Source organism: Acinetobacter sp. YH01007, assembly GCF_013420425.1.
Lineage (GTDB): Bacteria > Pseudomonadota > Gammaproteobacteria > Pseudomonadales > Moraxellaceae > Acinetobacter > Acinetobacter towneri.
Genome location: NZ_VOYC01000004.1, coordinates 42,370 through 68,171, shown reverse-complemented (window position 1 = coordinate 68,171; position 25,802 = coordinate 42,370). Strand labels below are relative to the sequence as shown.

At 43.1% G+C, this 25,802-nt stretch carries 25 protein-coding genes and 1 pseudogene; 9 read left to right on the top strand and 17 right to left on the bottom strand.

The genetic code is table 11. The annotated features are described in order from the left end of the window. Positions 1-254: 254 nt before the first annotated feature. The 6 genes from lysM to FTT74_RS02690 all read right to left on the bottom strand — a co-directional run bounded on the left by lysM (position 255) and on the right by FTT74_RS02690 (position 4,037). The gene (lysM, locus tag FTT74_RS02715; protein WP_004972325.1) at positions 255-728 is read right to left on the bottom strand and encodes a peptidoglycan-binding protein LysM; all 474 of its coding nucleotides are present in this window, start codon (positions 726-728) and stop codon (positions 255-257) included. 250 nt (positions 729-978) lie between these two features. Beyond that, entirely contained in the window at positions 979-1,215 is a 237-nt protein-coding gene (gene acpP / locus FTT74_RS02710; protein WP_001279871.1) for an acyl carrier protein, read from the bottom strand. 83 nt (positions 1,216-1,298) lie between these two features. Next, on the bottom strand, positions 1,299-2,033 hold the full coding sequence (gene fabG, locus FTT74_RS02705; protein WP_004972328.1) for a 3-oxoacyl-ACP reductase FabG: 735 nt from the start codon (positions 2,031-2,033) through the stop codon (positions 1,299-1,301). Then, entirely contained in the window at positions 2,030-3,016 is a 987-nt protein-coding gene (fabD, locus tag FTT74_RS02700; protein ID WP_179988534.1) for an ACP S-malonyltransferase, read from the bottom strand. Before fabD ends, fabG begins: the two co-directional genes overlap by 4 nt. A gap of 204 nt (positions 3,017-3,220) precedes the next feature. Then, positions 3,221-3,403 (bottom strand): 50S ribosomal protein L32, encoded by a 183-nt coding sequence (gene rpmF, locus FTT74_RS02695; RefSeq protein WP_004972331.1) that lies wholly within the window; start codon positions 3,401-3,403, stop codon positions 3,221-3,223. 76 nt (positions 3,404-3,479) lie between these two features. Next, a complete protein-coding gene (locus tag FTT74_RS02690) occupies positions 3,480-4,037 on the bottom strand; it encodes a DUF177 domain-containing protein (protein ID WP_131260705.1) in 558 nt (185 codons plus the stop codon). 98 nt (positions 4,038-4,135) lie between these two features. On the opposite strand from FTT74_RS02690, the gene FTT74_RS02685 reads away from it, so the two are divergent. The 6 genes and pseudogenes from FTT74_RS02685 to rluB form a co-directional block, all read left to right on the top strand. Further along, a complete protein-coding gene (locus FTT74_RS02685) occupies positions 4,136-4,798 on the top strand; it encodes an elongation factor P hydroxylase (RefSeq protein ID WP_096902070.1) in 663 nt (220 codons plus the stop codon). 91 nt (positions 4,799-4,889) lie between these two features. Next, a complete protein-coding gene (locus FTT74_RS02680) occupies positions 4,890-5,507 on the top strand; it encodes an L-threonylcarbamoyladenylate synthase (RefSeq protein ID WP_004972336.1) in 618 nt (205 codons plus the stop codon). Positions 5,508-5,575: 68 nt separating this feature from the next. Next, on the top strand, positions 5,576-5,857 hold the full coding sequence (locus tag FTT74_RS02675; protein WP_179988533.1) for a hypothetical protein: 282 nt from the start codon (positions 5,576-5,578) through the stop codon (positions 5,855-5,857). A gap of 219 nt (positions 5,858-6,076) precedes the next feature. Further along, positions 6,077-6,871, top strand: coding sequence for a ScpA family protein (locus tag FTT74_RS02670; RefSeq protein ID WP_096902076.1), 795 nt, complete (start codon positions 6,077-6,079; stop codon positions 6,869-6,871). Then, complete coding sequence (gene scpB / locus FTT74_RS02665) at positions 6,868-7,461, top strand: SMC-Scp complex subunit ScpB (protein ID WP_004972340.1); 594 nt, start codon at positions 6,868-6,870, stop codon at positions 7,459-7,461. Before FTT74_RS02670 ends, scpB begins: the two co-directional genes overlap by 4 nt. A gap of 41 nt (positions 7,462-7,502) precedes the next feature. Next, positions 7,503-8,423, top strand: a pseudogene (gene rluB / locus FTT74_RS02660) (23S rRNA pseudouridine(2605) synthase RluB); the annotation flags it as partial. Positions 8,424-8,827: 404 nt separating this feature from the next. On the opposite strand, the gene bioD reads toward rluB, so the two are convergent. From bioD to bfr, 6 genes are all read right to left on the bottom strand, one after another. Then, entirely contained in the window at positions 8,828-9,478 is a 651-nt protein-coding gene (gene bioD / locus FTT74_RS02655) for a dethiobiotin synthase (protein WP_096902081.1), read from the bottom strand. Next, on the bottom strand, positions 9,475-10,284 hold the full coding sequence (gene bioC, locus FTT74_RS02650) for a malonyl-ACP O-methyltransferase BioC (protein ID WP_179988531.1): 810 nt from the start codon (positions 10,282-10,284) through the stop codon (positions 9,475-9,477). The genes bioD and bioC overlap by 4 nt, the downstream gene beginning before the upstream one ends. A gap of 8 nt (positions 10,285-10,292) precedes the next feature. After that, positions 10,293-11,450, bottom strand: a complete 1,158-nt coding sequence (locus FTT74_RS02645) for an 8-amino-7-oxononanoate synthase (protein ID WP_004972348.1) — start codon at positions 11,448-11,450, stop codon at positions 10,293-10,295. Next, complete coding sequence (bioA, locus tag FTT74_RS02640; protein WP_179988561.1) at positions 11,447-12,730, bottom strand: adenosylmethionine--8-amino-7-oxononanoate transaminase; 1,284 nt, start codon at positions 12,728-12,730, stop codon at positions 11,447-11,449. The genes FTT74_RS02645 and bioA overlap by 4 nt, the downstream gene beginning before the upstream one ends. 99 nt (positions 12,731-12,829) lie before the next feature. After that, the gene (locus FTT74_RS02635) at positions 12,830-13,561 is read right to left on the bottom strand and encodes a hydrolase (RefSeq protein WP_179988530.1); all 732 of its coding nucleotides are present in this window, start codon (positions 13,559-13,561) and stop codon (positions 12,830-12,832) included. A gap of 188 nt (positions 13,562-13,749) precedes the next feature. Continuing rightward, entirely contained in the window at positions 13,750-14,214 is a 465-nt protein-coding gene (bfr, locus tag FTT74_RS02630) for a bacterioferritin (protein ID WP_004972356.1), read from the bottom strand. 324 nt (positions 14,215-14,538) lie between these two features. Between bfr and FTT74_RS02625 the strand changes: the two genes are divergently transcribed. Then, entirely contained in the window at positions 14,539-15,600 is a 1,062-nt protein-coding gene (locus tag FTT74_RS02625; RefSeq protein WP_136144292.1) for an aldehyde reductase, read from the top strand. 86 nt (positions 15,601-15,686) lie between these two features. Here the strand turns inward: FTT74_RS02625 and ligA are convergent, their stop codons facing one another. From ligA to FTT74_RS02600, 5 genes are all read right to left on the bottom strand, one after another. Then, positions 15,687-17,723, bottom strand: a complete 2,037-nt coding sequence (ligA, locus tag FTT74_RS02620) for an NAD-dependent DNA ligase LigA (protein WP_179988529.1) — start codon at positions 17,721-17,723, stop codon at positions 15,687-15,689. 184 nt (positions 17,724-17,907) lie between these two features. After that, positions 17,908-18,957 (bottom strand): cell division protein ZipA C-terminal FtsZ-binding domain-containing protein, encoded by a 1,050-nt coding sequence (locus FTT74_RS02615; RefSeq protein WP_179988528.1) that lies wholly within the window; start codon positions 18,955-18,957, stop codon positions 17,908-17,910. A gap of 1 nt (position 18,958) precedes the next feature. Continuing rightward, the gene (gene smc / locus FTT74_RS02610; RefSeq protein ID WP_179988527.1) at positions 18,959-22,423 is read right to left on the bottom strand and encodes a chromosome segregation protein SMC; all 3,465 of its coding nucleotides are present in this window, start codon (positions 22,421-22,423) and stop codon (positions 18,959-18,961) included. Between the two features lie 10 nt (positions 22,424-22,433). After that, positions 22,434-23,129, bottom strand: a complete 696-nt coding sequence (locus tag FTT74_RS02605; RefSeq protein ID WP_004972365.1) for a GntR family transcriptional regulator — start codon at positions 23,127-23,129, stop codon at positions 22,434-22,436. 219 nt (positions 23,130-23,348) lie between these two features. Continuing rightward, positions 23,349-24,158 carry a sulfite exporter TauE/SafE family protein gene (locus tag FTT74_RS02600; protein ID WP_004972366.1) on the bottom strand — a complete coding sequence of 270 codons (810 nt, stop codon included), beginning with the start codon at positions 24,156-24,158 and terminating at the stop codon, positions 23,349-23,351. A 28-nt stretch (positions 24,159-24,186) separates the two neighbouring features. Here FTT74_RS02600 and FTT74_RS02595 point away from each other — a divergent pair, with 28 nt between their 5' ends. Continuing rightward, positions 24,187-24,954, top strand: a complete 768-nt coding sequence (locus tag FTT74_RS02595; RefSeq protein ID WP_004972369.1) for a biotin--[acetyl-CoA-carboxylase] ligase — start codon at positions 24,187-24,189, stop codon at positions 24,952-24,954. Beyond that, positions 24,951-25,691 carry a type III pantothenate kinase gene (locus tag FTT74_RS02590; protein WP_004972372.1) on the top strand — a complete coding sequence of 247 codons (741 nt, stop codon included), beginning with the start codon at positions 24,951-24,953 and terminating at the stop codon, positions 25,689-25,691. Before FTT74_RS02595 ends, FTT74_RS02590 begins: the two co-directional genes overlap by 4 nt. The last annotated feature ends 111 nt before the right edge of the window (positions 25,692-25,802 follow it).

The window sequence follows — 25,802 nt, the reverse complement described above, 5'->3', positions numbered from 1 at the left end:
TAAAGATTCGACCTAGTATTTAATGGCTTGGTTATACAAACACATAACACTATGCTTTATTTAATTTATTTATTTTTTAAAATTTCCACAAACTTTTAAAAATCGTTATCTTACAAAATATTTATACAACAAAGTCTTTTTTTACTTCTTTTGTTCATTATGAGAATAGGACAATAATCTAACACCCCAAAAACTACAAAAAACAAAATAAAAAAAGGCGCATCACGCGCCTTTTTTATTCAGACTGCTCACATTTAAGCAGGAATACGCAACACTTGACCAGGGAAAATGTCATCGGCATTTTTTAGTAATGGACGGTTAGCTTCAAAGATTTTGTTGTATTGGTTGGCATCCCCATAAAACTCTTTAGAAATTTTAGATAAGGTATCGCCTGATTTTACTGTATAGAACTTACTTTCTGGTTCTGGGGTTGCAACGGTGAGTTGATCATCTACTTGTGCAACATGGTCAATATTACCCACTGCAAGAATAATTTTTTCACGGTCTGCCTGACTGTTGACCTGTCCACGCACTGTCGCTAAGTCAGTAGTTGCGTTATAACTCACCGATAAACCTGTCACAGGTAAGCCTAAACTTTTCACATGCCCCAAAAGTTTATTGGCAATTTCTTGTGCTGATGGTTCTGCAGGTGTGCTTGGTGCAGCTTGTGGCTCTGCAGGTGCTGTATTTTTCTTACCAATCCCTTTTACAAAATCAAAAAGACCCATGAGGTACTCCTATTTTTTTCTGCTGTTATAAAGCGTCGCTCACTTACATAAGCACGTTTCTGTTCTCATTCATTTATAACTAAAAAAATAAGCGACTTCGGTTGTGATTAGACACTAGCCTGGTAACAAAATGTAAGCTACATCACACATTTAACAAAATGCGCCTTTTTCATATTCGATTGTAAAAACGACAGCGCATAAAAAAGCCACCTTGCGGTGGCTTTCATTTCAGCAGAGCTGAAATCAACAATTAACCAAGTTTTTTAGTTACGTAGTCGATTGCTGATTGAACTGTTGTGATTTCGTTAGAATCTTCGTCTGGGATTGTGATGTCAAAATCGTTTTCGAAAGACATTACAAGCTCTACTAAGTCTAAAGAGTCAGCACCTAAGTCATCCATAAAAGATGCTTCGTTTTTGATTTCTTCAGCTTTAAGACCAAGTTGTTCTGCAACCGCTTGTTTAACGCGTTGTTCGATATCGCTCACAGGAATTCTCCTCATTGCTTGTGGCGTTTTTAATGCCGTTAGTTTAATTGAATCTATAAAATTTTGAAAGTTTATACTTGAGCTTAGCTCATGTATAAACCACCATTTACGTGTAACACTGTACCAGTGATGTAACCAGCTTTGTCAGAAGCCAAGAAACTCACTGCATTTGCGATATCTTGTGGATCACCTAAACGGTTTAATGCCACTTGCTCACTCATTTTTTTGCGAATTTCTTCACTTAGCTGATCTGTCATTTCAGTTGCAATAAAGCCCGGAGCAACCGAGTTTACTGTAATTTGACGACTGCCCATTTCTTTGGCAAGGCTACGGCTGAATGCTTCAATACCGGCTTTTGCCGCAGAATAGTTCGCTTGTCCTGGGTTCGCAAAATGTGCTACCACAGAACTAATATTAATAATGCGTCCAAAACGTGCTTTGGTCATGCCCTTCAAGACACGTTTAGATAAACGGTAAACTGCCTTTAAGTGAATGTTGAGAATGTCATCCCAATCATCTTCTGACATACGCAGTAACAAATTATCTTTGGTAATGCCCGCATTGTTAACTAAAACCAAAACTGAACCATAGCTTTGTTCAATTTCAGAAACCAATGCATCAATGGCTGCACCATCACGGACATCCAATACTTTACCTGCACCGTTTTCTGCAAAACTTGCCGATAATTTTTCTGCGCCCGCTTCAGAAGTGGCAGTACCTACCACAAAAAAACCGTCTTGAATGAGTTGCTGAGCGATGGCTGCACCAATCCCTCGGCTTGCACCTGTGACTAATGCAACTTTACGTTCTTGTGTCATGCAATTTTCCCTTCTGCCACTAAAATGGCATTTAGTGCATCTTCCATACGACTTTGTGTGTCGAGTGGGAATGCTTTTTCGATATTCGGTAAACGCTTCGCAAGATTCGCCAATACGTTGCCTGGGCCACATTCCACGATATATTCAATACCCTGATCTTGTAGGTATTGCATGGTTTGTGTCCACTGCACCGATTGGTACAATTGCGCAGTGAGTGCCTGACCTAATTGCGCAACATCTGCCGCGATTCCAGCGTTGACATTTTGTATTACAGGAATACGCGGTAGCTCAATGGCAGTTTGTTCCAAAGCTTGTGCAAACTGTTCGGCAGCAGGTTTCATCAATGAACAGTGTGAAGGTACAGATACAGGCAGGGCAATGGCTTTACCGCCATTTTCTTTGGCCAATGCCATTACTGCTTCGACTAAAGTTTTATCGCCTGCAATAACCACTTGCCCTTGTGCATTGTAGTTGGCTGCTTCTACCGAGCCACGACCTTGCACATTCACTTGTTCACATAGCTCAAGCACTTTGGCATCTTCAAGGCCTAAAATGGCAGCCATTGCGCCCTGACCTTGTGGCACAGCGTTTTGCATTAATTTGCCGCGCAAGTTTACCAGTTTAACGGCATCGCCCAAGCTCAAGCTGCCTGCAGCTACTAATGCGCTGTATTCGCCCAATGAGTGTCCTGCCAAATATTTTGGTGCAACACCACCCAACTCTAACCACACATGCCATAAAGCGATACTTGCAGTGAGTAATACAGGCTGAGTAAATTCTGTTTGGTCTAAACCTTCACCACTTTGTGCAATGTGCCATAAGTCAAAGCCAATCGCTTCAGAGGCTTCTGCAAATGTTTCGCGCACACCGCTAAACTGTTCTGCAAGCTCAGCCAACATACCGGCTTTTTGTGAGCCTTGACCAGGAAAGACAAATGCAGTTTTAGTGGCTTGAGCTGCTTGCTCGAGTCGTTTAGCAGACATAAAAAATCCTTTAATTAAGATGCGCAAATTGTAGTTTTTTGCAGCTACAACCCACACCTTCTCATGTAAGCTCAGTTATGGAGCGGAAATTTAACACTTAATTTTGTTTTTAGTAATTGCCAAATACAACAAAAATCGTGCACAAAAAAAGGGAGCTTACGCTCCCATTTTTTCTACTAAGCTTGACGCTTAATACATCACCAATTATTCAGCATCTGCTTTAGCGAATAATTGACGACCACGGTAGAAACCATCTTTAGTTACGTGGTGACGACGATGAGTTTCACCAGTAGCTTGGTCTACAGTTAATGCATTCTCGGTTAAAGCGTCATGTGAACGGCGCATGTCACGGCGAGAGCGACTTTTACGGTTTTGCTGAACGGCCATGATGGCTCCTTACAAAGATCGAAAAAATGGATCAGAACAAATTGAGTTGTCTTAACTAAAAATTATAACATAATTTTCAGTTAAGTTTACCTTTCAAACTTGCCAAAACATCAAACGGATTATCACGTTTTTCTTCGGCAATGTTCTGAATGGCAGGTTGATGCTTATGCTCGCAAGCGTCATGCTTAGGAGATAAAGGCAACAACAATAACAATTCATCTTCTATAAGTGACAGTAAATTAGCCGTCGCAGGCGAATCATAATCGCCTTTGGTGGTGGCTTCACTTTCACCTAATACAATGAAATCAGCATCCTCATCCAAGCGCTCTATCAGTGACTCATCATCCACAAGAGCTAGATGAAAATCTGAAACGAGGTCTATTTCTACAGAACCCAAGCAGCGTTGGCATTCCATTGGAACTCTCGTTTCAATATGACCATCTAGCCATACAATGCGATGATACGCATCCATTGATAGCTTACAGTCTATGTTAACCAATTGATCATCAATTGATCCAACAGCTTCACGGGCGATACGAGCAAAGCGAGACAATGGCAGGTTACCTGACCATGTAAAGCCCTGTTCAGCCCATTTAAACGGCTCAATCTGTGCCGGAAAGGTATTTGCTGACATAATTAAGGCGGCAATTCTACAAATTCATCAGTACTCTGTCAAAGATTAAGATACAATTTTGTACTTATTTAGACAGACCAATTTTGGGTAACACAGTCATGCATCTGTTGCAGCCGCAAACAGAAGTGAATTTTTCATCACTTGTGAGCACACTTCCAACCACCAATTCTGACACTTCGCACCCCCAAGTGCAACTCTCGGACTGGGCAAAACTCAATACAGAAACGGAACAGGTGGACTGGCTCATCTTACACTTTAATCACTGGTTTTCCCACCTAAATGTGAACTTGGTCAAAGGTGATTTTGAACCTGAGTACTTTCCTGCCACGGCAACACAGCCTGCACGTATTCAATTTGCACATGGTTTCTTTAATAGCGCTTTACATGAAATTAGCCATTGGAGCATCGCAGGCGAACAACGACGTTTACTGCCAGACTTAGGCTATTGGTATGCTCCCGATGGTCGTACTCAGGAACAACAAGCCTTATTTGAACAGGTTGAAATTAAACCTCAAGCCATTGAATGGCTGTTTGCTCAAGCGTTTGGACGAAAATTCCGTGTATCTTTAGATAACCTGACCGGTGAAGGTGGAGATGGCCGCACATTTAAAGACAATGTCTTTGCCCAAGTGCAGCGTTATTTTAACGGAGAAGCCAAATTACCACGCGATGCAAAACGCTTTATTGAATGTATTTGTTACTGCACCCGAGGTGGCAAAACATTACAAATTGCAGAGTTTGAACGAAAAAATTTGGATTAAATGTAATAAAGCACAAGGCAATGATTGCAAGTGACATCAATCCCCTTTCATAATGAGCCTAACGTCACATTTACGCTACTGAGGAATTCATATGTTGCATTTAAGAGTACATCCTGAAAATCCACAGCCGCGTCTAATCAGCCAAGCGGTTGAACGCATACGCGCAGGCGATGTGGTGGTCTATCCAACCGATGCTGCTTATGCGATTGGTTGCCAAATTGGTAATAAAAACGCGATGGAGCGCATTTCACAAATTCGTGGTTTAGGCGCAAAACACCAATACGCCATTATTTGTGCCGATTTATCGGATATTGCCACCTACGCCAAAGTGGACAATGCCATGTATCGTCTGCTGAAAAACAATACGCCTGCGGTCACCACATTTATTTTACCTGCGACCAGTGAAGTTCCGCGTCGCTTGATGCATCCCAATAAAAAAACCATTGGTTTGCGTATTCCAAGCAACCCCATTTGTCGCATGCTGCTTAAAGAATTAGGCGAACCTTTACTGACCAGCACCCTGATTTTACCGGGGCAAGAAGACCCTTTAGATGATCCATACGAGATTGATCTACAACTCAACAAACGTATTGATGTACTGATTGATGGTGGCTTAGGCACACTTAGCACCACCAGTATTATTGATTTATCGGGCGACAACCCGCAAATTGTGCGTCGTGGTGTGGGAGATGTGAGTGCTTTTGAATAAGCATTCACTACCTTCAAAGTGATTGACAGCACGGCAGTTTAAAAGCCTTGCTTGCATGAATTAAACCGATGACTTTATTTCAGGTATTGTTAAATTTGCAGCAGTTCTCGGATGAGATGCACATTTATGTGCAACATCCTTGGACATTAGAGTCCGATGCAATCGTATGTTCCAAAACTGCATTCACAGCAACAATGCCTGAACCTCCCGATTCTTATACTTACTTTTTAGATGCAGCACTATGTAAAGCACTTTTAGCGCAATCGCAAACTCGTAATCTGTGTTTACAAGACAGCTGCATGGCAATGATTGAATACGCATTACAGAATAAAACAGAAATAAATACTTAAAGATTGAATGAGTTAATTTTTACAACTTGCCTTAAATCTCCCTCAATCCCGATTTATTTTAGGCTTTTTTTGATATTTGGTCGTAGAACAGATTTATTTCAATCACGATATCCTTTAGACTAACCGCTATTAATTCTGAGCTATTTCTCCATCTCCTTCTTATCTGAAGCGGAAATAGCATTTGCATGCTTTTGAAAATTCGCGTGGCCCAACACTGTAATGAATCAATCCCTCCACAATGCGATGGAACCTGCCCAACACATTCGTGTGTTAGATGAGTGGCAAGAGTCGATTCCTGAGGATTTGTATATTCCTCCTGCAGCATTTGAAATTCTGTTAGAGCATTTCGAAGGACCACTCGACTTTTTAATTTACCTGATTCAAAAAAATGGCTTCGATTTACTTCAGTTAGATATTGCCCCGATTGCATCGCAATATCTGTCGTATATGGATGCCATGAAATCGCTAAATATTGAACTGACTGCCGATTATATGGTGATGGCGGCATTACTGGCCGATTTAAAATCCCGCCTATTGTTGCCTAAACCTGCCAGTATCAGCAGCATTGAAAAAGACCCAAAACAAGAGCTGATTGACCGTTTAGAAACCTATTTAAGAGTCAAACAAGCAGCTGAACGCTTGGGGCAAATGCCTGTTTTAGAACGCGATACTTTTGCTACCAATGTTAGCTTAGGGCATACCGCAGTCAATAATGTTGGCTATGCAGCCGATCAATTACGTGATGCCTTGTTCTGCATTTTTAATCGTCCTGAACCTGTCACCCATCAAATTTTGCAAGAACCTGTTTTACTTGAAGAACGGATTGCATTTATTGAAGCCAAACTCGCATCGGGTGAAGTACTGAGTTTTGATGCGTTGCTAAAACCAAGTCAGGGACGCATGGGCATGGTTGTGACCTTTATGGCGATTTTAGAACTGACTCGCCAGCAAAAAGTGTGCATTATCAGCAGTGGGATTGAAGCACCATTGAGCATTCAAGGGGCGCAGGCATGAATCCAGAACCCATAATTTCGAGCTTGTCTGAAGGCGAACAACAGCATGAAGTGCTGATGCAACTCGAAGCAATTATTTTTGCCAGTGACAGTGCTGTGTCTTTAGCGCGTCTGAAAGAAGCTTTTCAAGATAAATATAGCAAAGCGCAATTACGCCAGTTTTTACAACAATTGGCCATGTTACAACATGGTCGCTCGATTGAACTGATCGAAACCGCACAAGGTTTCCGTTTTCAGGTGCGGGCAAAGTATCGTACAATTATTACACAGGTGTGGCCTGAACGTCCGACCCGACTTTCGCCCTCACTGCTAGAAATACTGGCGGTGATTGCCTACCACCAACCTGTGACCCGAGCAGATATTGAACAAATTCGCGGAGTATCAAACAATAGTCAAATTTTACGCACATTGTTTGATTGGAACTGGATTAAAGAATCAGGTTTCCGAGAACTCCCAGGAAGACCTGCGTTGTTGGTTACAACGCCTCAATTTTTAAATGCGTTTGGCTTGAATTCCTTAAGTCAATTGCCTCCCCTACAGGATGCCAAGGAAGCTTTCATGGCACTCGATGCATCTGCGTCTGTGTCTTGAATAGGTAAACTGTTGATGATCATTTCTAAGGTTATGCTGTCATGAGTGAAAAGTTGCAAAAGGTACTCGCACGAGTAGGCTTGGGTTCTCGCCGTTATATGGAAGAAGTCATTGCCGCTGGTCGTGTGAGTGTCAACGGCCAAGTTGCCCAAGTGGGTGAACGTATCGAACCAGGTGATGAGCTTCGCATCGATGGTCGTAAAGTTCAGTTCCAAATTGAAGATGAAATTCGTCGTCGCGTTCTGATTTACTACAAACCAGAAGGCGAAATTTGCTCACGCAACGACCCAGAACAGCGCCCAACTGTATTTGATAACCTGCCTGCAATTGCCAATGATCGTTGGGTAATGGTTGGTCGTCTGGACATTAACTCGACAGGTTTATTGCTATTCACCAACGATGGTGAATTAGCCAACCGTTTAATGCACCCATCGAACGAAATTGAACGTGAATATGCAGTTCGTGTGATGGGTGAAGTGACACCACAACTGAAAAACAACATGCTGCGCGGCGTAGTGCTAGATGATGGCCCTGCCAAGTTTGAATCTTTCTCTGAAATTGGCGGTGATGGTATTAACCGCTGGTATCAAGTGGTGGTAAAAGAAGGTCGTAACCGCGAAGTTCGTCGTATTTTTGAATCACAAGGTCTGAAAGTCAGCCGTCTATTGCGTACCCGTTACGGCACGGTAATTTTACCGCGTGAATTGCGTACAGGTCGCTGGATGGAATTGGATAAAAATGACATCGACAACCTTGCCAAAGCAGTTGAATTAAAACCACGTCAAGGCACAGGTTTGTACGGCATGGCAAAACGTCGCAATGAGCGTATGCAAGAAAAACCATTGGCAGCACGTCGTGGTGGTTTCTTGCGTCAGCAACGTCGTGACATCGAAGAAGCTGCACAAAACACAGGTTTTGCACCGCGTGAACGTCGTCAGGACGGTAACAGTTACGGCAACCGCGAACCACGCCAAGACGGTAACAGTTACGGCAACCGCGAACCACGCCAAGACGGTAACAGTTACGGCAACCGTGAGCGTCGTCAAGATGGTAACAGCTATGGCAACCGCGAACGTCGCCAAGACGGCAATAGCTATGGCAACCGTGAGCGTCGCCAAGACGGTAACAGCTATGGCAACCGCGAACCACGTCAGGATGGTAACAGCTACAGCAACCGTGAACCACGTCAGGATGGCAACAGCTACGGCAACCGTGAACGTCGTGACGAAAATGCACCACGCAAACCGTTTGGCAATAAAAGCTTTAAAAAATTCTAAAAGCTGAAATACGCCAAATTGATAAAAAGCCACACGTTCATGTGTGGCTTTTTTATTGGGCAAATTGGTTGGACAAAAAATAATAAAAATTAAATATTTGGCAATACAGGAATTTCAATCCACTGTGCTTTTGGAAAGCTTTTTGACAAATAATTTTTTAAATATTTGGCAGTATCCTGCGAAATTAAAGGGTCTTGTGATTCATCGTTCAAATTATATGCCAATGCATGTAAATTCAAACCACGTGTTTTTAAAGCTTCCAAACTGAGCAAAGTGTGGTTAATACTGCCCAAACGCCCAGAACTCACCAAAATAACAGGATATTGTTTTTGCTCAATATAGTCGATGGTGAGTAGGTCTGTGGTCAGCGGCACCATGAGTCCACCCGCACCTTCTAATAATACTGCATCATACTTTGCTGCCAGTTGCGCAGTCGCAGCCTCAATTTTAGCAAAGTCAATCTCACGACCATCAATTTGTGTAGCCAAATGCGGTGAAGCAGGATAGCTAAAAATTTCAGGCATGGTGAGTTTGTCATCATCTTCAGGCAACCATTCACTGCCCATAATTTTACGATGCTGCTCAATATCTTCTGAAACGTCTTGATTGCCCGTTTGAATCAGTTTTTGGGTAATGGTCTGAATACCCTGTTCATTCATGGTCTTGGCTAAATAACCCGTGGCATAGGTTTTGCCAATCCCTGTATCAATACCACTCACAAAATAGACTTGAGCTGTCATGGCATTCTCCGTGCAAGACAATAAATAGGATGATACGTGAGCGTATAACTTTTTTGCTGTGAGCTATGCTGCTGACTAAACTGTTCATAGCCCCGATAAAATTCGGTTAAAGTCGTTTTGTTCCAACGCTGCCCTTGTGCTGTACCCGTGACACCTGTGGCTTTTAAATGCTGCAAAATCTGTTTAGGATGTTCAAAACTTAATGATTCAAGCTGCTCTGAACAGTGTAATACTTCAAAGCCCTGCTGTTTAAGCTGTTGTTGTAACGCATCCATACTCAAATAATGTAAGCCTTGACCTGTTAATTGCTTAATTTCAGTCAAGTTTTGAGGGCCAAACGTCGAAAAGCACAAATACCCTTGCGGCTTTAACGCTTGATTCGCCTTGCGCAATAATGCTCCAAAATCTTCCACCCATTGCAAAGCCGAACTCGAACAAATTAAATCCAAAGACTGCGGAAAATCGAGCTGTTCTATATCGCCAATTAAGCCATGAATTTGCGTACTAGTTGTTTGAGGATGATGCAGATACGCATGCAACACTTCGGCATATAAATCATTTAAAGTCAGCTGTTGAATTTGAAATTCACGCAGTAGCAAGTCGGTTAAATTCCCTGAACCACAGCCGATTTCCAAGACGTTTTCAAAGCAAGGCTGAGGTTGATCTGACAACTTTTGCTGCACAATATATTGCTGCATTTTTGCCATTAACTGCTGACAAATTTGCTGCTGTACCACGGCATGCGTTTTATAACTCTGATGAGCGCGGGCAAAACGCTGTGCCACTTGTGCCTTATCTATACGCATACGCACACTCAAAGCAAATCCAGTAACTGTGTTAAATCTGCCGTTTCAAATTGCGTATTTAAACAAATCCGCAGTCTTGAACTGCCTTGCGGCACAGTCGGTGGACGTACAGGCATCACATAAAAACCTGCAGTCTGTAACTGTCGGGCTTTGCTTACAGTTGCAGTAGAGTCGCCAATAATCACAGGTACAATTTGCGAAGTTGATGGGCAAGCAAAACCTTTGGCCTGAATCCCCTGCTGTATAGATTGGCTCAAGGCCGCCAAATGCTGACGCTGTGCCTGCATGTGCACAATCTGATTCAGCATAAACTGCGTCCACGCCATACAAATAGGTGGCTGTGCGGTACTAAAAATTAGCGGGCGCATCCGATTAATTAGGTAATCACGGATAATCGGATCACAGATCAAATATCCCCCAACTGAAGCAACGGCTTTGCCAAACGTCCCAACCAGAAAATCAATGGCATCAATCACGCCATATTGTTCGGCACAACCTAAACCTTGCTGCCCACGTACGCCAATCGCATGTGCTTCATCGACATATAACATGACTTTGGCAAAATGCTGTTTCAGCGCGACCAATGCGGCTAAATCAGTTTCATCACCATCCATACTAAAAATGGATTCAGTCACCACAATAATGCGTTCATAATTATCATCGGCATGATATTGCGTCAGCAATTGCTGCAAATGTGCCAAATCATTATGCCGATAACGCAAATATTTTGCAGATGACAAACGAATGCCATCAATCATGCTGGCATGTACCAGTTTATCGGCCAAAATTAGGGTTTTCGCATCTGCCAATGCAGGTAAAATACCAATATTCATGTGATAGCCGCTATTAAACAGCAAGGCAGCTCGCCCATGAAATAATTGCGTTAATGTGGCTTCAAGCTGTTCATAGGCAGGGAAATTTCCAGTCAGCAAACGTGATGAAGATGCACTCATTAAACGCTGTGCATTGGGCGTTTCATCAAAAAACTGTTCACGTAAGCGCAAATCAGAGGCTAAACCCAAATAATCATTGGAAGATAAATTCAGCATCTGCTGTTGCTGAATTTCAATTGTTTTACCTTGCTGCTGATTGCTGCGAAATTGACGAAAATTGCCCTGTTGGCGAAGCTGATCAAGCTGTTCTGCATAGTGATCGAGTAAACTCATGCGCTCGCTCCTTGCATACCTGTCACCACCTCAGCCAATTGCTGCAATAAAGTATTTAGTTCTGCTGCTGTAATCACATACGGCGGCATCACATAAACCAATTTACCAAATGGACGCACCCAAATACCGCGTTGCACAAATTCTTGTTGCAGGCTTTGCATATCGACAGCATGTTTTAGCTCCACCACACCAATTGCACCTAAAACCCGCACATCCTGCACCCATGCCAAATTAGCCAATGGCGTTAAATGCTGTTCAAGTTGCTGCTGAATGCGTTGAATATTGGCTTGCCAGTCTTGTTCTAATAATAATTGGGTACTTTTTACTGCAACCGCGCAGGCCAGTGGATTTGCCATAAAGGTCGGGCCATGCATAAACACACCTGCCTCACCCTGCGAAATCATTTCTGCAACATGCTTCGTGGTCAATGTGGCAGACAAAGTCATATAACCGCCTGTCAGCCCTTTGCCGATACACATAATATCGGGTTCGACCTGAGCATGTTCCCATGCAAACAACTTGCCTGTACGCCCAAAACCTGTGGCAATTTCATCAAAAATTAACAACACATCATATTGTTCACAGAGCAATTTGGCTTGACGCAAATATTCAGGATGATAAAAGCGCATGCCGCCTGCACCTTGCACAATCGGCTCAATAATCATGGCGGCAATCTGTTGATGATGCTCGGCCAAACTTTGTGCCAATTCTGCAATATCGGCAGGATTCCACTCTTGGTCAAAACCTGTTTGTGGTGCAGATACAAAATAACGACGCGCCAAACTTGAGCCAAAAACCTGATGCATCCCTGTAACAGGATCACAAACCGACATGGCATTCCATGTATCGCCATGATAGCCAGAACGGGTGGTAATAAAATTGGTTTTTTCAGTTTTGCCTTGTGCAGTCCAGTATTGCACAGCCATTTTCAGCGCCACTTCAACGGCGACGGAGCCTGAATCTACATAAAAAATTTTATCTAAACTCGGTGGGGTAATTTCGAGCAACAAACGCCCTAACTCAATAGCAGGACGATGGGTCAATCCACCAAACATGATATGCGCCATACTGTCGAGTTGCTCAGTCACAGCACGGTTCAGCTCAGGATGGTTATAGCCATGAATCGCGCACCACCACGATGACATGCCGTCAATCAACTGGCGACCATCTTCAAGTTCAATGGTGCTGCCAAATGCCCGCTTAACCTTAAAGGTTGTTAAGGGCTGAGTCATAGAGGTGTAAGGATGCCAAAGATGTTCACGATCAAAAGCCAAATCCATCTGTTCTGTCATCCCACCATCATCCTTGATCTTGTAAAAAACTTGATGTGCTAAATCTTAAACCTGTCTACAGATAAAATAAATTGCGAGATTTGTCACTTATGGACCTGTTGGCGGGTTTTTCTGTAAATATTGGCAGATTTTGCTAGTCAACTCATCGGCATGGAACAATGGCAGCCCATGCGAGCCTTGCAAAACATCTACGCTTAAAAACTTTGCAGCTAAATTTTGCAGTTTAGCTGCAACTTTGCAATCAACTAAAACATCCTGCTCGGCAAAAAGATGATACTGCAGACCTGTATAATTTTTAATCTTAGTCACCAAGTTTAAGTTTTCCAATAAATCCAAACCGTGTTGAAGCAAAGATTGCGGCTGTGGCTGAACCAAACTTTGTAATTGTAATAGGTCGGTTTTACTACTAGTGACACCCTGACACACCATAAAACCAAAACGCTTTAGGGTCAGAATTGGGTCTTGTGCAAAAGATTGTTTAAACTGGGCAAACGTGGCTTGTGGCATAGCGGTATCCCAATCGGCTTGTGCAACAAAACACGGATTGGATGCAATGGTAATTAAGGTTTTATATCCTGCATATTGGCTGGCAATCGCATCGACCAGTAGCGTTGCCAATTGCCCACCCAGTGACCAGCCCATAATTACATCAAACTGACGTGCAAATTCAACCTGTTGCTGCATGACTTGAGCATCAGTAGCGTTAAAAATATTGATGAGCTCAACCCGAAAACCTTGTGCAGTTAAGGCTTGCTGTAACGGATTTAAGAGTGCAGTACCACCGCCCCAGCCTGTAATCAATAAAATCTGTTGTTGCACGTGGCTTGCTCTCAAGTTAGAAAATCACCTCAGTATAATACTGAATCGGCTCAATCGACATCTGCAAAGCACCAAGATACATCCTTAAAAAAACCAATTGATATAAAAAAGCCAATCTATAAAAACCGATCTATAAAAAAACCCGACTTATCATAAATCGGGTTTTGGTCTATTTTGCTTTGATCAGATTACATTTGCGATTGAATGTAGTTTTGTAAACCAATCAATTCAATTAAACGTAATTGTTTTTCCAACCAGTACGTATGATCTTCTTCTGTGTCGGTCATTTGCTGACGCAACATATCACGGCTGACATAATCGCCTTTTTCTTCACACAATTTTACGCCTTGCGCCAATTTTTCACGTACTTCGTATTCCAGTTTTAAATCGGCTTTTAAGCAAGACACCACATCTTCACCCACGTCGATGTCATCGCGCTGCATATTTGGAGTGCCTTCAAGGAACAATACACGACGAATTAAAGCATCGGCATGCTGCGCTTCTTCCTGCATTTCATGGTCAATGCGCTCAAAAATTTTGCTTAAACCCCAATCTTCATACATACGCGAATGAATCAGGTATTGATCGCGAGCAGCCAGTTCGCCACCAATCAACATATTTAAATAGTCTACGACTTCTGGATTGCCACGCATTTGCTGTACTCCCTTTCTTAATCCAGTCATTATGGACACATTCAGGCAAAATTGCAAAAGTTAATTATTGTAAACCCATGATTTTTATAAAATTAAAATGAGAAACATACGCATTTGCAATATAACTTAAAAATTCCCATATATAAAACAACTGCTTGGCAAAACTTAGCTTTAAAAATGACAATACAATGATTTTGCATCATTTTGTAAATATTGAAAGAAACCATACTTTGACGCTCAAGTATCGTAAAAAACGCCTAAAAAGCGGATTTTAAAACCCAGCTGCTTTATGATAGTCACGAGTTCCATCACTTTCTTAAAATAATGACAAATCTAAATACATCTGCACCCATTTTAGTCACAGGCGCAACAGGCTATATTGCCAGTTGGGTCATTAAAAACCTGCTTGAACAAGGACATACCGTACACGCGACGGTGCGTGATCTGAAAAAAACCCACAGTTTTCAACATCTGACTGATATCGCGGCAAAAAGCACAGGCAACTTACAATTATTCCAAGCCAACTTACTTGAAGAAGGTGCTTTTGATCCCGCCATGCAAGGTTGTGAAATCGTGCTGCACATGGCCTCGCCTTTTGTGGTCACCAATTATAAAGATGCCATCAAAGACATTATTGAGCCTGCCGTAATTGGCACTGAAAATGTGTTAAACAGCGTTAATCGTACTGCATCGGTAAAGCGTGTAGTGGTGACTTCAAGTATTGCTGCAACCTATGGCGATGCGATTGATATTTTAAATACGGCCAATAATCGCTTTGATGAAAGTCACTGGAATACTAGCAGTAGCCCTGAGCATCAGCCTTATCCTTATTCAAAAGTGGCAGCTGAACGCAAAGCTTGGGAAATCGCAAAGGCACAAAACCGCTGGGATTTGGTCTGTATCAACCCTGCTTTGGTGCTTGGCCCATCGTTGACCAAAAACACCCAATCGGGCAGCGTGGAAGTGTTATTGCAGTTTGCCAACGGTATGACCTTGGCAGGTGTCCCTGCTATGTGGAATGGCATTGTCGATGTGCGTGATGTTGCCGATGCTCACATTCAGGCCGCATTCAACCCTGCTGCTGAAGGTCGCTATATTATTAGCGGTGGCACACTCAGCTTATTGGAAATGGGCAAAATTTTAGCGCAGCACTTTGGACGTAAATACCCTTTCCCACGCAATCAGTTACCTAAATTTGCCTTTAAAGCCTTTGGCCCTCTACTTGGTTTTTCCCGTAAATTTGTGGAACTGAATATGGGCTACCCAATTTATTTTAATGCGGAAAAAAGTCAGCGTGAATTGGGTATGCACTACCGCAATATTGAAACCAGTCTAGTCGAACATTTTCAGCAACTCATTGATGATGGCATTGTGAAGAAACGTTAAACCTTCGACTTCTCTCAGTAAAAACCAAGGCACTTCATCGTTGAAGTGCCTTTGTACCTATTAGTGGATAAAATGTAGGATGATGCTTATTCAAGCACACCATATTCCTGCATCAGCTGAATAAACTCAGCTTCATTCATGACCTGCACACCCAACTTCTCGGCTTTTTCCAGCTTTGAGCCAGCTTTCTCACCCGCCACGACACATTTGGTTTTACCCGAAACACTACCACTCACCCGTGCACCCAAAGCCTGCAACAACTGAGTCGCTTCATCGCGTCCCATTTGGCTCAACGTCCCTGTAATCACCCAACTTTCACCATTCAAAGGCTGACGTGTCGGTGCAATCGGAGCATCCCAATGAATGCCTGCAGCTAATAAACGATCCAACACTTCTAAATTATGCGGCGCTTGGAAAAAGTCCAAAATCCATTCTGCCGTAATATCTCCCACATCTGGAGTTTTCTTTAACGCTTCTAAATCAGCTTCACGCAAAGCCTCTAAAGTCTGAAAAGTATTGGCAAGCATCCGCGCGGTGGTTTCGCCCACACCACGAATTCCCAAGGCATAAATAAACGCAGCCAAAGTAGTTTTTTTGCTGTTTTCAATCGAGTCAATCAAGTTTTGAACCGACTTCTCACCCATTTTTTCAATGCCGAGCAAAGTGTCGCGGTGTTCGTGTAAATGATAAATATCAGCCACATTTTGTAGCAAGTTCAGATGCAGTAATGACTCCACCCAACGATCACCCAAACCTTCAATATCCATGGCTTTACGTGACACAAAATGACGAATCGCTTCAATACGCTGTGCCGCACAATACAAACCGCCTGAACAACGCGCCAAAGCCTCACCTTCAGGCATCACCACAGGCGAATCACACACAGGGCATTGTTCAGGTAAATGCACTTCTTGCGCATCGGCAAGGCGAAATTCAGGCCAGACTTTTTCAACTTTGGGAATCACATCACCACTACGGTAAACACTGACCGTATCGCCTAAACGCACATCCAAACGGTGAATTTCACCAATATTATGCAAAGTAACATTGGATACCGTCACACCACCTACCGCAACGGGGTTTAAACGTGCCACAGGCGTCAACGTACCTGTGCGCCCCACTTGCCAATCAATATTTTCAATGGTGGTTAAAGCGGCAACTGCAGGGAATTTATAGGCAGTCGCCCAGCGCGGCTCACGACTTAAAAAGCCCAATTGCTGTTGCTGTTTCAAGTCATTGACCTTGACCACCATGCCATCAATTTCAACGCTTAAATTCGGACGCTCAAGGTTAATTTGCTCATAGGCCGCCTGAACATCTTGAATGCTCTTGCAGACAAAATGACGTTCGCCAATTTCAAAACCAAACTGCCCCAACCATGCCAAACTGTCGGACATGGTGCTTTGTCCATGAGGCGGCACACATTGCGCAATGCCATAAGCATAGAATGCTAAAGGACGTGAAGCCGCAATATTCGGGTCTAACTGACGCAAACTGCCTGCTGCTGCATTGCGTGGATTGGCAAAGGTTTTTTCACCTTTGGCTGTATTGGCCGCATTGAGTTTTTCAAAACCAAGTTTTGGCATCAACACTTCACCACGCACTTCCAAAAATTCAGGAATAGCCGTTTCTGTCGCACTCAAAACTTTCGGTAAATTGCGGATAGTTTTGACGTTGTGGGTAATGTCTTCCCCTGTTTCCCCATCACCACGGGTCACACCACGCACTAAAACACCATGTTCATACCAAAGTGAAATCGCCAAACCATCAAATTTGAGTTCGACATCGTATTCAATATTTTGGTTGGGCAAACGCTCTTCGACACGTCTTGCAAAGGCAAATAATTCTTCCTGATTAAACACATTGCCTAAAGACAACATTGGCACAGCATGTGTAACCGTGGTGAACTTTGCCAAAGGTGTGCCACCGACTTTATTGGTCGGTGTATCGGGTTGAACTAAATCTGGATACTGTTGTTCCAACGCTTTTAGTTGATGGAAAAGCTGATCATATTCACTGTCTGCAATTGTCGGTTGATCCATCACATAATAGGCATGATTGTGCTTGGCAAGCAGTTGAATCAATTGACGCATTTGCGCCACGACGGTTAAATCTATAGACATATTTTCCACCATAAAAAAGGGCGGTCTTGTTCCGCCCTTCAATTTTTTCTATGTAGCGCATGCTACAGCTTGTATTGCTGCGCACATTATAAAAATGCGGCTGCAAAGTTGCAATTTATCCTACTGCACTCAGTTCATTTGCCAAACACTTGACGTAGCTTATACCCAGTACGAGATCGCAATTCTAGACATGACTTGCCTGACCAGCACGATAATCTATCGCCTGATGACGCCAGTGTTCACGTAATTGTGGAGTAAACTCTAAATGGTTTTGGTCATAGACCGTTCCATCAATTTCACGTGCAATCAGTCCTGAAATGCTGACCATGGTATCAAAGGCATTTTGCACATCGCTGTGCGGCAAAGCGAGGAAGAACGCTAAACCTTTAACTTGTTCGCTCGATAAAGTTTCTAAATCAAAACCATCTGCGCCTTCATCATTAATTTGTAAAACTGAAAATAATAATTTAGTGCCATCTTCGTTATAGCGATGGAAACATGACATTTCACCGAAACGTAAACCATATTTCATCAAGACTTTTAAGGCTTTATCGCCCGAAAGTATGCGACGTTCAGGGAAGACATTCAGCGCGATAAAAGATTCAGCGGTTGCCAAGGCACTTTCTTCATCCATGATTTTTTGTTCATGCAAATGCGAATCTAAAATGCTGCTTTCTTCATTAAATTCTGAAATTTCGGCAGTTTCAATGTGTTGATTCAGACTGTATTCAGTCGAAGCTTTGTTTTGCTCGACAGTCTGCGCATTCGGTTCAGTTTCTACAATCACTTGCTGAATTTCATCCGATAATGAATATTCTGAAGTTGTCGCTGTCGGGCTTGGCGTGTCTTGTGCAACTTCAGACTTCGATATCGTTGTGGATGGATCAAGCTCAGAATTTTCTGTATTTGCCTGCAAACTCGGTTCAACTTTGTCAGTTTCTGTGCTTGAAGAAGCCACGACATCATCCGTTAAAGCCTGTGGTTCAGACTTGGCAGGCGCATCTTGCGTAACTTCATCTACCGTTAAAGTCGGCTCCACACGCGGTGGCGTAGCGTCGCTTTGCAATTGGTCACGTACATGGCGTGGAATAATCGGTTTTTGGCTTTCTGCATTAAATTGCAGTTCCGAATCTAAGGATGGCGCTGAATCTACAGGTTTTTTTAGAATCATTTTCAAACCAAACGCCATGATCACAATAGCGATGACAATTCCAACGATTGTGGTGATTTCCATATTATGCCTCCGCGACTAGGCCGTATTCTGCGGCTTCTTCTAAATTTACGGTTACTAATTTTGAGGTTCCCGGTTCAGGCATGGTAACACCTAAGAGGTCGGTTGCCATCGTCATAGCAAGTTTATTATGTGTAATGTAAATGAATTGCACTTGTTCAGAAAGTTCTTTTACTAAATTACAAAAGCGCCCCACGTTAGCATCATCTAACGGTGCATCAACTTCATCGAGTACGCAAAATGGCGCTGGGTTTAAACGGAAGATTGCAAAAACCAAAGCCAAAGCTGTCAGTGCTTTTTCACCCCCTGAAAGTAAGGCCAAAGAACTGTTGCGCTTACCTGGTGGACGCGCCATCAATTTCACCCCAGATTGCCAGTCATCTTCCAAGCTCAGACTCGCTTCACCGCCATTAAAGACTTTAGGAAACAACTCCTGCAATTCGGTATTCACCTGATCAAAAGTATTCATAAACAGTTTACGAGTTTCCTGATCAATACTTTTCATTGCCGCCTGTAACTGCGAAACGGTATTTTCCAAGTCTTCAATTTGATGGCTTAATTCTGCAAAACGGGCAGATACTTCTTCATATTCTTCCGAAGCCGCCAAATTGACCGCACCCAATTTATCAAACTGTTGCTGCGCTTTCGCCAGTTTTTGTTGATGCGCAGCGACATCAATCTGCAAACCTGTGATGATCTCGCTGTTTAAATCTTTTAACTGTTCAGAATAATGCTGATAGTCCGACTTTGCCGATTGCCATGCCAAGCGCTTTTCTTCGAGTTTGGCACGTAATTGTTCATCTTGCTGCTGTTGCTGCTGCCGTTGCTCGGTCAGTTGCTGCTGTTTGGACTGCACACTGTTCAATTCCACTTGCCATTCCTGCCAAGTTTTTTGCAGCTTTTCAGTCTGCTGCTGCTGCTCTGAAAACTGAGTTTCCAAGTCAGGCAATTCCAACTGAACAGGATCGACAAACTTTTTGGCTTGTTCCATTTGCGCCACAATTTGTTGATATTGTGCTTTTAAGAAAGTGGCATCTTTTTCTAACAGTTCAATTTGCTGCTGAGTTTGTACCGCTTGACGACGTAACAGATCCACTTCTTGTTGCTGCTGCTGAAACTGTTGCTGTGAACTATCCAGCTGCTCATTCAGCTGCTCGACCTGAAATTGCAAGATTTTATACTGCGGTAAGGCTTGCTCAAGTTTAAAAGCCAAAGCATGCAAATCAATTTCCAGATCATCTTTTTGCATGGCATCTTCTTCAAGCTGCTCATCTAATTGTGCCAATTGATGCTGTAATTGCTGTTGCTGTACTGCAAAAGCCTGTGCCGCACTTTCGGCTTTCGCCATTTGCACATCTAGCGTTTGCAAGGCTTGCTGTTGCTGTTTGAGCTGTTGCTGTTGTTGCTGCAATTGCTGCTGCAACTGTTTTACCTGTTGCTGCAATTCAGGCAGTTGCTGTTCTGCTTGCTCATATTGTGGCAGTTGCAACGCCAACGCCTGTTCAATTTCATCCAAGCGAATCCGATGGCTTAATGCCCCTTGCCCTGCCTGTGCCGCTTCATCATAAAACAGCCCGATTACCCAGTCTGCTCCCACATGATAACCATCTAAACTAAGGATAGACTGCCCTGCTTGTAATTGCACTTGCAATGCCAAAGCCTGCGATAAACTTTCTGTAATTGCGACACTTTGCCACAAGCTACTTTGCGGTGAAGCAATCCAGTCACTGAGCGACTCACACCCCGAAAGCTGTATTTTTGATGTTTTTGAATCTACAGCCAAATGAATTTTTAGCTGACGTGCGCGGCTGTCCTGAAATTCAATATCTGCTTCTACCACCTGCGCAGATAACCATTTAGCCAAGAACTTTTCAATTAAATTGGCATGTGGTTTCGCCACATCTGCAAGTTGTAATACTTGCATCAACTGCACCACATCGGTTTGGGCTTTTGGACTTTGCTTAATGAGCAATTGATTGAGGTTTTTCTGTTCTGACTGCAAAATCTGAATCTCAGATTTTAAGGTCGCACACTGTGCTTTGTGCTCATTATAGTTGGTCTGCAACGTGGCGAGTTGCTGAGTGCTGTCTTGAATATTCTGTTCTAGTGTTAGCATTTCAGCCTGCAAGCGGGTCTTTTCGTCTTGCAGTTGTTGCATTCCCTCTTGCTGATCTTGCGGCTGAATTTGTGCAAACTGCTGTGTCAGGGTTTGTTTTTGCTGTTCAATACGGCTGATATTTTTGGCTAACTGCTCACTTTGCGCCTGCATGTGCACATGCTTTTGTTGTTGCTGTTCTACTTGCGCTTTGACTTGGGCATATTGTGCAGCTTGGGTTTGTTGCTGTGCTTTTAAATCCTGAAATTGCTGGCTCTGCTGCTGCGCCAAATGATCTTGCTGCTGTAGATTTTCCTGTTGGTTTTCTTGCTGATCGACCAAACTCTCTAGCTGCAATTCAATCAACTGCAAACGCTCTTTGGTTTGTGCTTTTTGTTGTTCAAGCTGCGATAAAGTCGCGGTATTTTGCTGAAACAAACTTTGTTTTTGTTCCAAAGTCATTTTCAGTTCAGCCAGTTTCTTTTCTGCCTGTTGCCATTCTTGCTGTAGCGGTGTCGATTGCTGAATCAAACGCTGAAACAACTCACTGGTCGCAGTTAAGTCATGTTCCAAAGTGGTCAGCTCAGAGCGCACCAATTTAAAACTTTCCCCTAACTCATTCATACTCAGGGTATATTCTTGCTGTAAACGTGCACTTTGTTCACACTGAAAAGACAACACTTCGACTTTAATGGTGCGAATTTCGCTCTCAAGCGCTTTGTATTGAATTGCTGTTTCTGACTGACGTTTTAAGGTTTTTAATTGCGATTTTAGTTCTGAAGCAATATCTTCCAAACGCGCCAAGTTCTGCGTGGTGTGATCCAAATGCAGCATGGTTTCACGACGACGCGCCTGATAACGTGACACGCCTGCCGCTTCTTCAATAAACACCCGCATTTCTTCAGGTTTAGCATCAACCAAACGATTAATCATGCCCTGTTCAATAATTGCATAAGAACGCGGGCCTAAACCTGTACCCAGAAAAATATCGGTGATGTCACGACGACGACACTTGGTTCCATTTAAAAAATATTCAGACTTACCATCACGGTTGACCTGCCGACGTACCGACAGTTCATTATAGGCGTTATAAGCACCGCCCAATTTGCCATAGGTATTGTCAAAACGCAGTTCAACACTGGCTACACCTACAGGTTTGCGTTTGGCAGTTCCTGTGAAAATTACATCCTGCATACTGCCGCCACGCAACTGGCGCGCACTAGATTCGCCCATCACCCAACGAATGGCGTCAATCACATTGGATTTACCACAACCATTCGGCCCCACCACAGCGGTACGGTTGGCTTTAAAATGTAAGGTCGTACTGTCGGCAAAAGATTTGAAGCCAGAAAGTTTTAAACTGCTTAAACGCATAATGTCCCAATTAACGGCGTGAACGTCTTGCCCATGCAAGCTCGATCTGTTTCATACGGGTCAGAGATTCCAACACCAAGTTGCGCAAGTGTCGGCAAAAATCTTCCATAAATAAAGTGGCTTGTTGTGATTTTCTGCTTAAAATTGCATCACTCACCAGTTTAAATAATTCAAAAGATTCTTGTAACTCCCGACGCGAAGTATTTAAGGTCAAAAAGTAACTGCGTCTTAACGATGGCAATAACTCTTGATAGAACTTCATTAAATATAAATTTCCCACCATATCAGGCTGCCGTGCCAGATATTGAAAAATTAAATCATAAAACTTTTCAGTATTGCCCAAGCGACATTGCTCTGCCAGTTGCAGCAAAAGTTGTTGTAAGGCTTCAGCTTCATGCATTCGCCACGTGTCCGCAATACGCTGCACAATATAACCCAATAACAAACTGCTGCTGTCAAACAAAGCTCGGACTTGCTGTGCCGACATTTCCGACACAATTGCACCACGACGTGGAAAAATTTCAATCAGATGAGTACGTTGCAATAACAACAGCGCTTCACGTACCGAACCACGACTCACGTCCAGTTCTTTGGCGATGCGCAATTCCTGAATACGCTCACCTTCAACCAAATCACCGCTAATAATCTGTTCTGCGATGTGTCGGGCAATTTGTTCCGATAAACTTTCTGATTCTTGTTGTTGCATACTGTTCCTATCTTGTTTTTATAAGATGCAGTGATGAAAATTCGGAGCTACTCTCATTTAAGACATCTCAGGATCATCCTTCGACTGCAAGCATAGCTCCGATACAAGCATCTTTCTTTTTACTGCGAAACAGATCACAACGCCATGACATTGTCCGACAATTTCATGGCGCTAGAGCCAATTTTACATGGCTTAAAACAAAGAAAATAGCGACTCAACTTAGAAAAATACTCGCATACCCTGATATACAAAATAACAGCCAACGGTGGTCAGCAAGCAGGCAAAACATTTTTTCAACATCGCTGGCGATAACAAATGTGCCACTTTCGCACCAACTTTGGCAGTAATAAAGCTCATCACACTAATGCCTATAAATGCATAAATGTGGATATAACCAATGGTATTGGGTACTGCAACTTCGGCTTGCTTACCAAACCACATAAAGCCTAATGCGCCCGCCACCGCAATTGGCAAACCACAAGCGGCTGAGGTTGCTACCGCTTTTTGCATGACCACGCCGTAACGGTTTAAGTACGGCACTGTTAAACTGCCACCGCCAATCCCAAAAATTGCAGAGGCAATGCCAATCCCACCGCCCGCCATGACTTGCTTTGCAGTTGAAGGCAAATGATGTGAAGGATCAACCGCAATATTTGCGCCTCTAAACATCTTAAAAGCCACCCACAGTGCAAAACCGCCAATTAATAATTGTAAGCCTTGCCCCGAAAGGAAATCGGCAATACCTGCACCAACAAATGCACCCACAATTAAACCAGGCGCAAGATTACGAAATACAGGCCACATCACCGCACCTTTTTTATGGTGTGCCGTAACTGAGCTGATCGAAGTTACAATAATGGTTGCCAATGATGTCCCCACCGCCATGTGCATTAACACCGATGGGTCATAATTGAGTTGAGTGAACACAATATATAAAATTGGCACAATAATTAAGCCGCCGCCCACGCCAAACAGCCCTGCTGCAAATCCAGCAATTGCACCAATCAATAAATATATGATTAACTCCATAAATATATTCCACTATTTGTAAATTCGTATGGATGTAGAAACCCGACAACTGCAACAACAACTCACAGAAGCAGGACAGCTTCCAGAAGTACTCATCCTGAAGCCGATTACCACTTCCACCAATGATGATGTACGGGAAATTGCACAAAAAGGTGTGCAGAGTGTCTTGGTATGCAGTACCAGACAAACGCATGGTCGAGGACAACGTCAACGGCAATGGGTATCACCCGAAGGGAACATCTATTTAAGCACATTGCTAAATTTACGAACACCTGTAAATGGGCGTTTGGCTTTAGAAATTGCGTTAAATATCTTGCAAATGCCGAGTCTACAGGCGCTGAATCTACAAGTAAAATGGCCAAATGACTTATACAGCCCGCAAGGCAAATGGGGCGGCATCTTAATTGAGCCAATTTCTGCACAGCAAGTCATTGTTGGGGTTGGGCTTAATCTTGCACCTGTCAGCTCAGCAGTTATTGATCAAAAAACCACATCTTTAACCGAACTGGGTTTGGTATCTATTGATCGTGTGCGCCTGATCGCAGAGCTTTATCTTGCCATTCAACAAGCCTGCGACTGGTTTAATCACGATTGCTATAATTTGGCATCTCGCTTCAATCATCATGCCGCATTTATGCAACAACAAGTTGAATTTGAACATTTTAAAGGTACTTGTCAGGGTACTTTTTTAGGCATTCAGGATGATGGCGCAGTGCAAATTGAAACGGCACAAGGGCTTGAAGTTTTTTATCAGGGACGTTTACGCCCTATCGATCATGCCGAGTCATCTTCATGAAAAATTTATGGCTAGATATTGGTAACACCCGCCTGAAATATTGGGTCACAGAACAAGACCGCATCATCGAACATGAAGCAGAATTGCATTTGCAATCTCCTGCCGATTTGTTGCTGGGTTTGATTCAACACTTTAAAAGTCTGAATGTGCATAAAGTAGGCGTGTCATCGGTACAAGATCAGAAGAATAATCAACGCATTCACTTGATTTTAAAAACCCTGAATGTGCCTGTGATTTATGCCAAAGTGCATGCAGATTATGCAGGTTTGCATTGTGAATATGATATTCAACAACTGGGGATAGATCGCTGGCTGCAAGTGCTTGCCGTGGCAAATGACCCACAAGAAAATTATTGTGTCATTAGTTGTGGTACGGCGCTGACTATTGATTTGGCGGATGGACTGACGCATTTAGGCGGCTATATTTTACCGAACTTATATTTGCAACGTGATGCACTGATTCAAAACACCAAAGGCATTAAAATTCCCGATGCTGCATTTGATGAACTCACCCCAGGACGCAGCACCATTGATGCTGTTCATCATGGTATTTTACTCGGCTTGCTCAGCACCATTGAGCATGTAATTCGACAGTCACCACGTAAACTGATTTTAACGGGTGGCGATGCACCGCTGTTTGCCAAATTCTTGCAGCAATATCAACCGCAAGTCGAGCAAGATTTATTGCTCAAAGGTTTGCAGCGTTATATTCAATATGCAACCCATGAAGTGCACTAAAAACCAAACATTGCTCCATCTACGCTGATAAATCTTTCGGTGTAGCTGTCATCTACGAATAAAGAACAACAAAAAAGCAGGCGCATTTTTATGCGCCTGCTTTTTTAACAC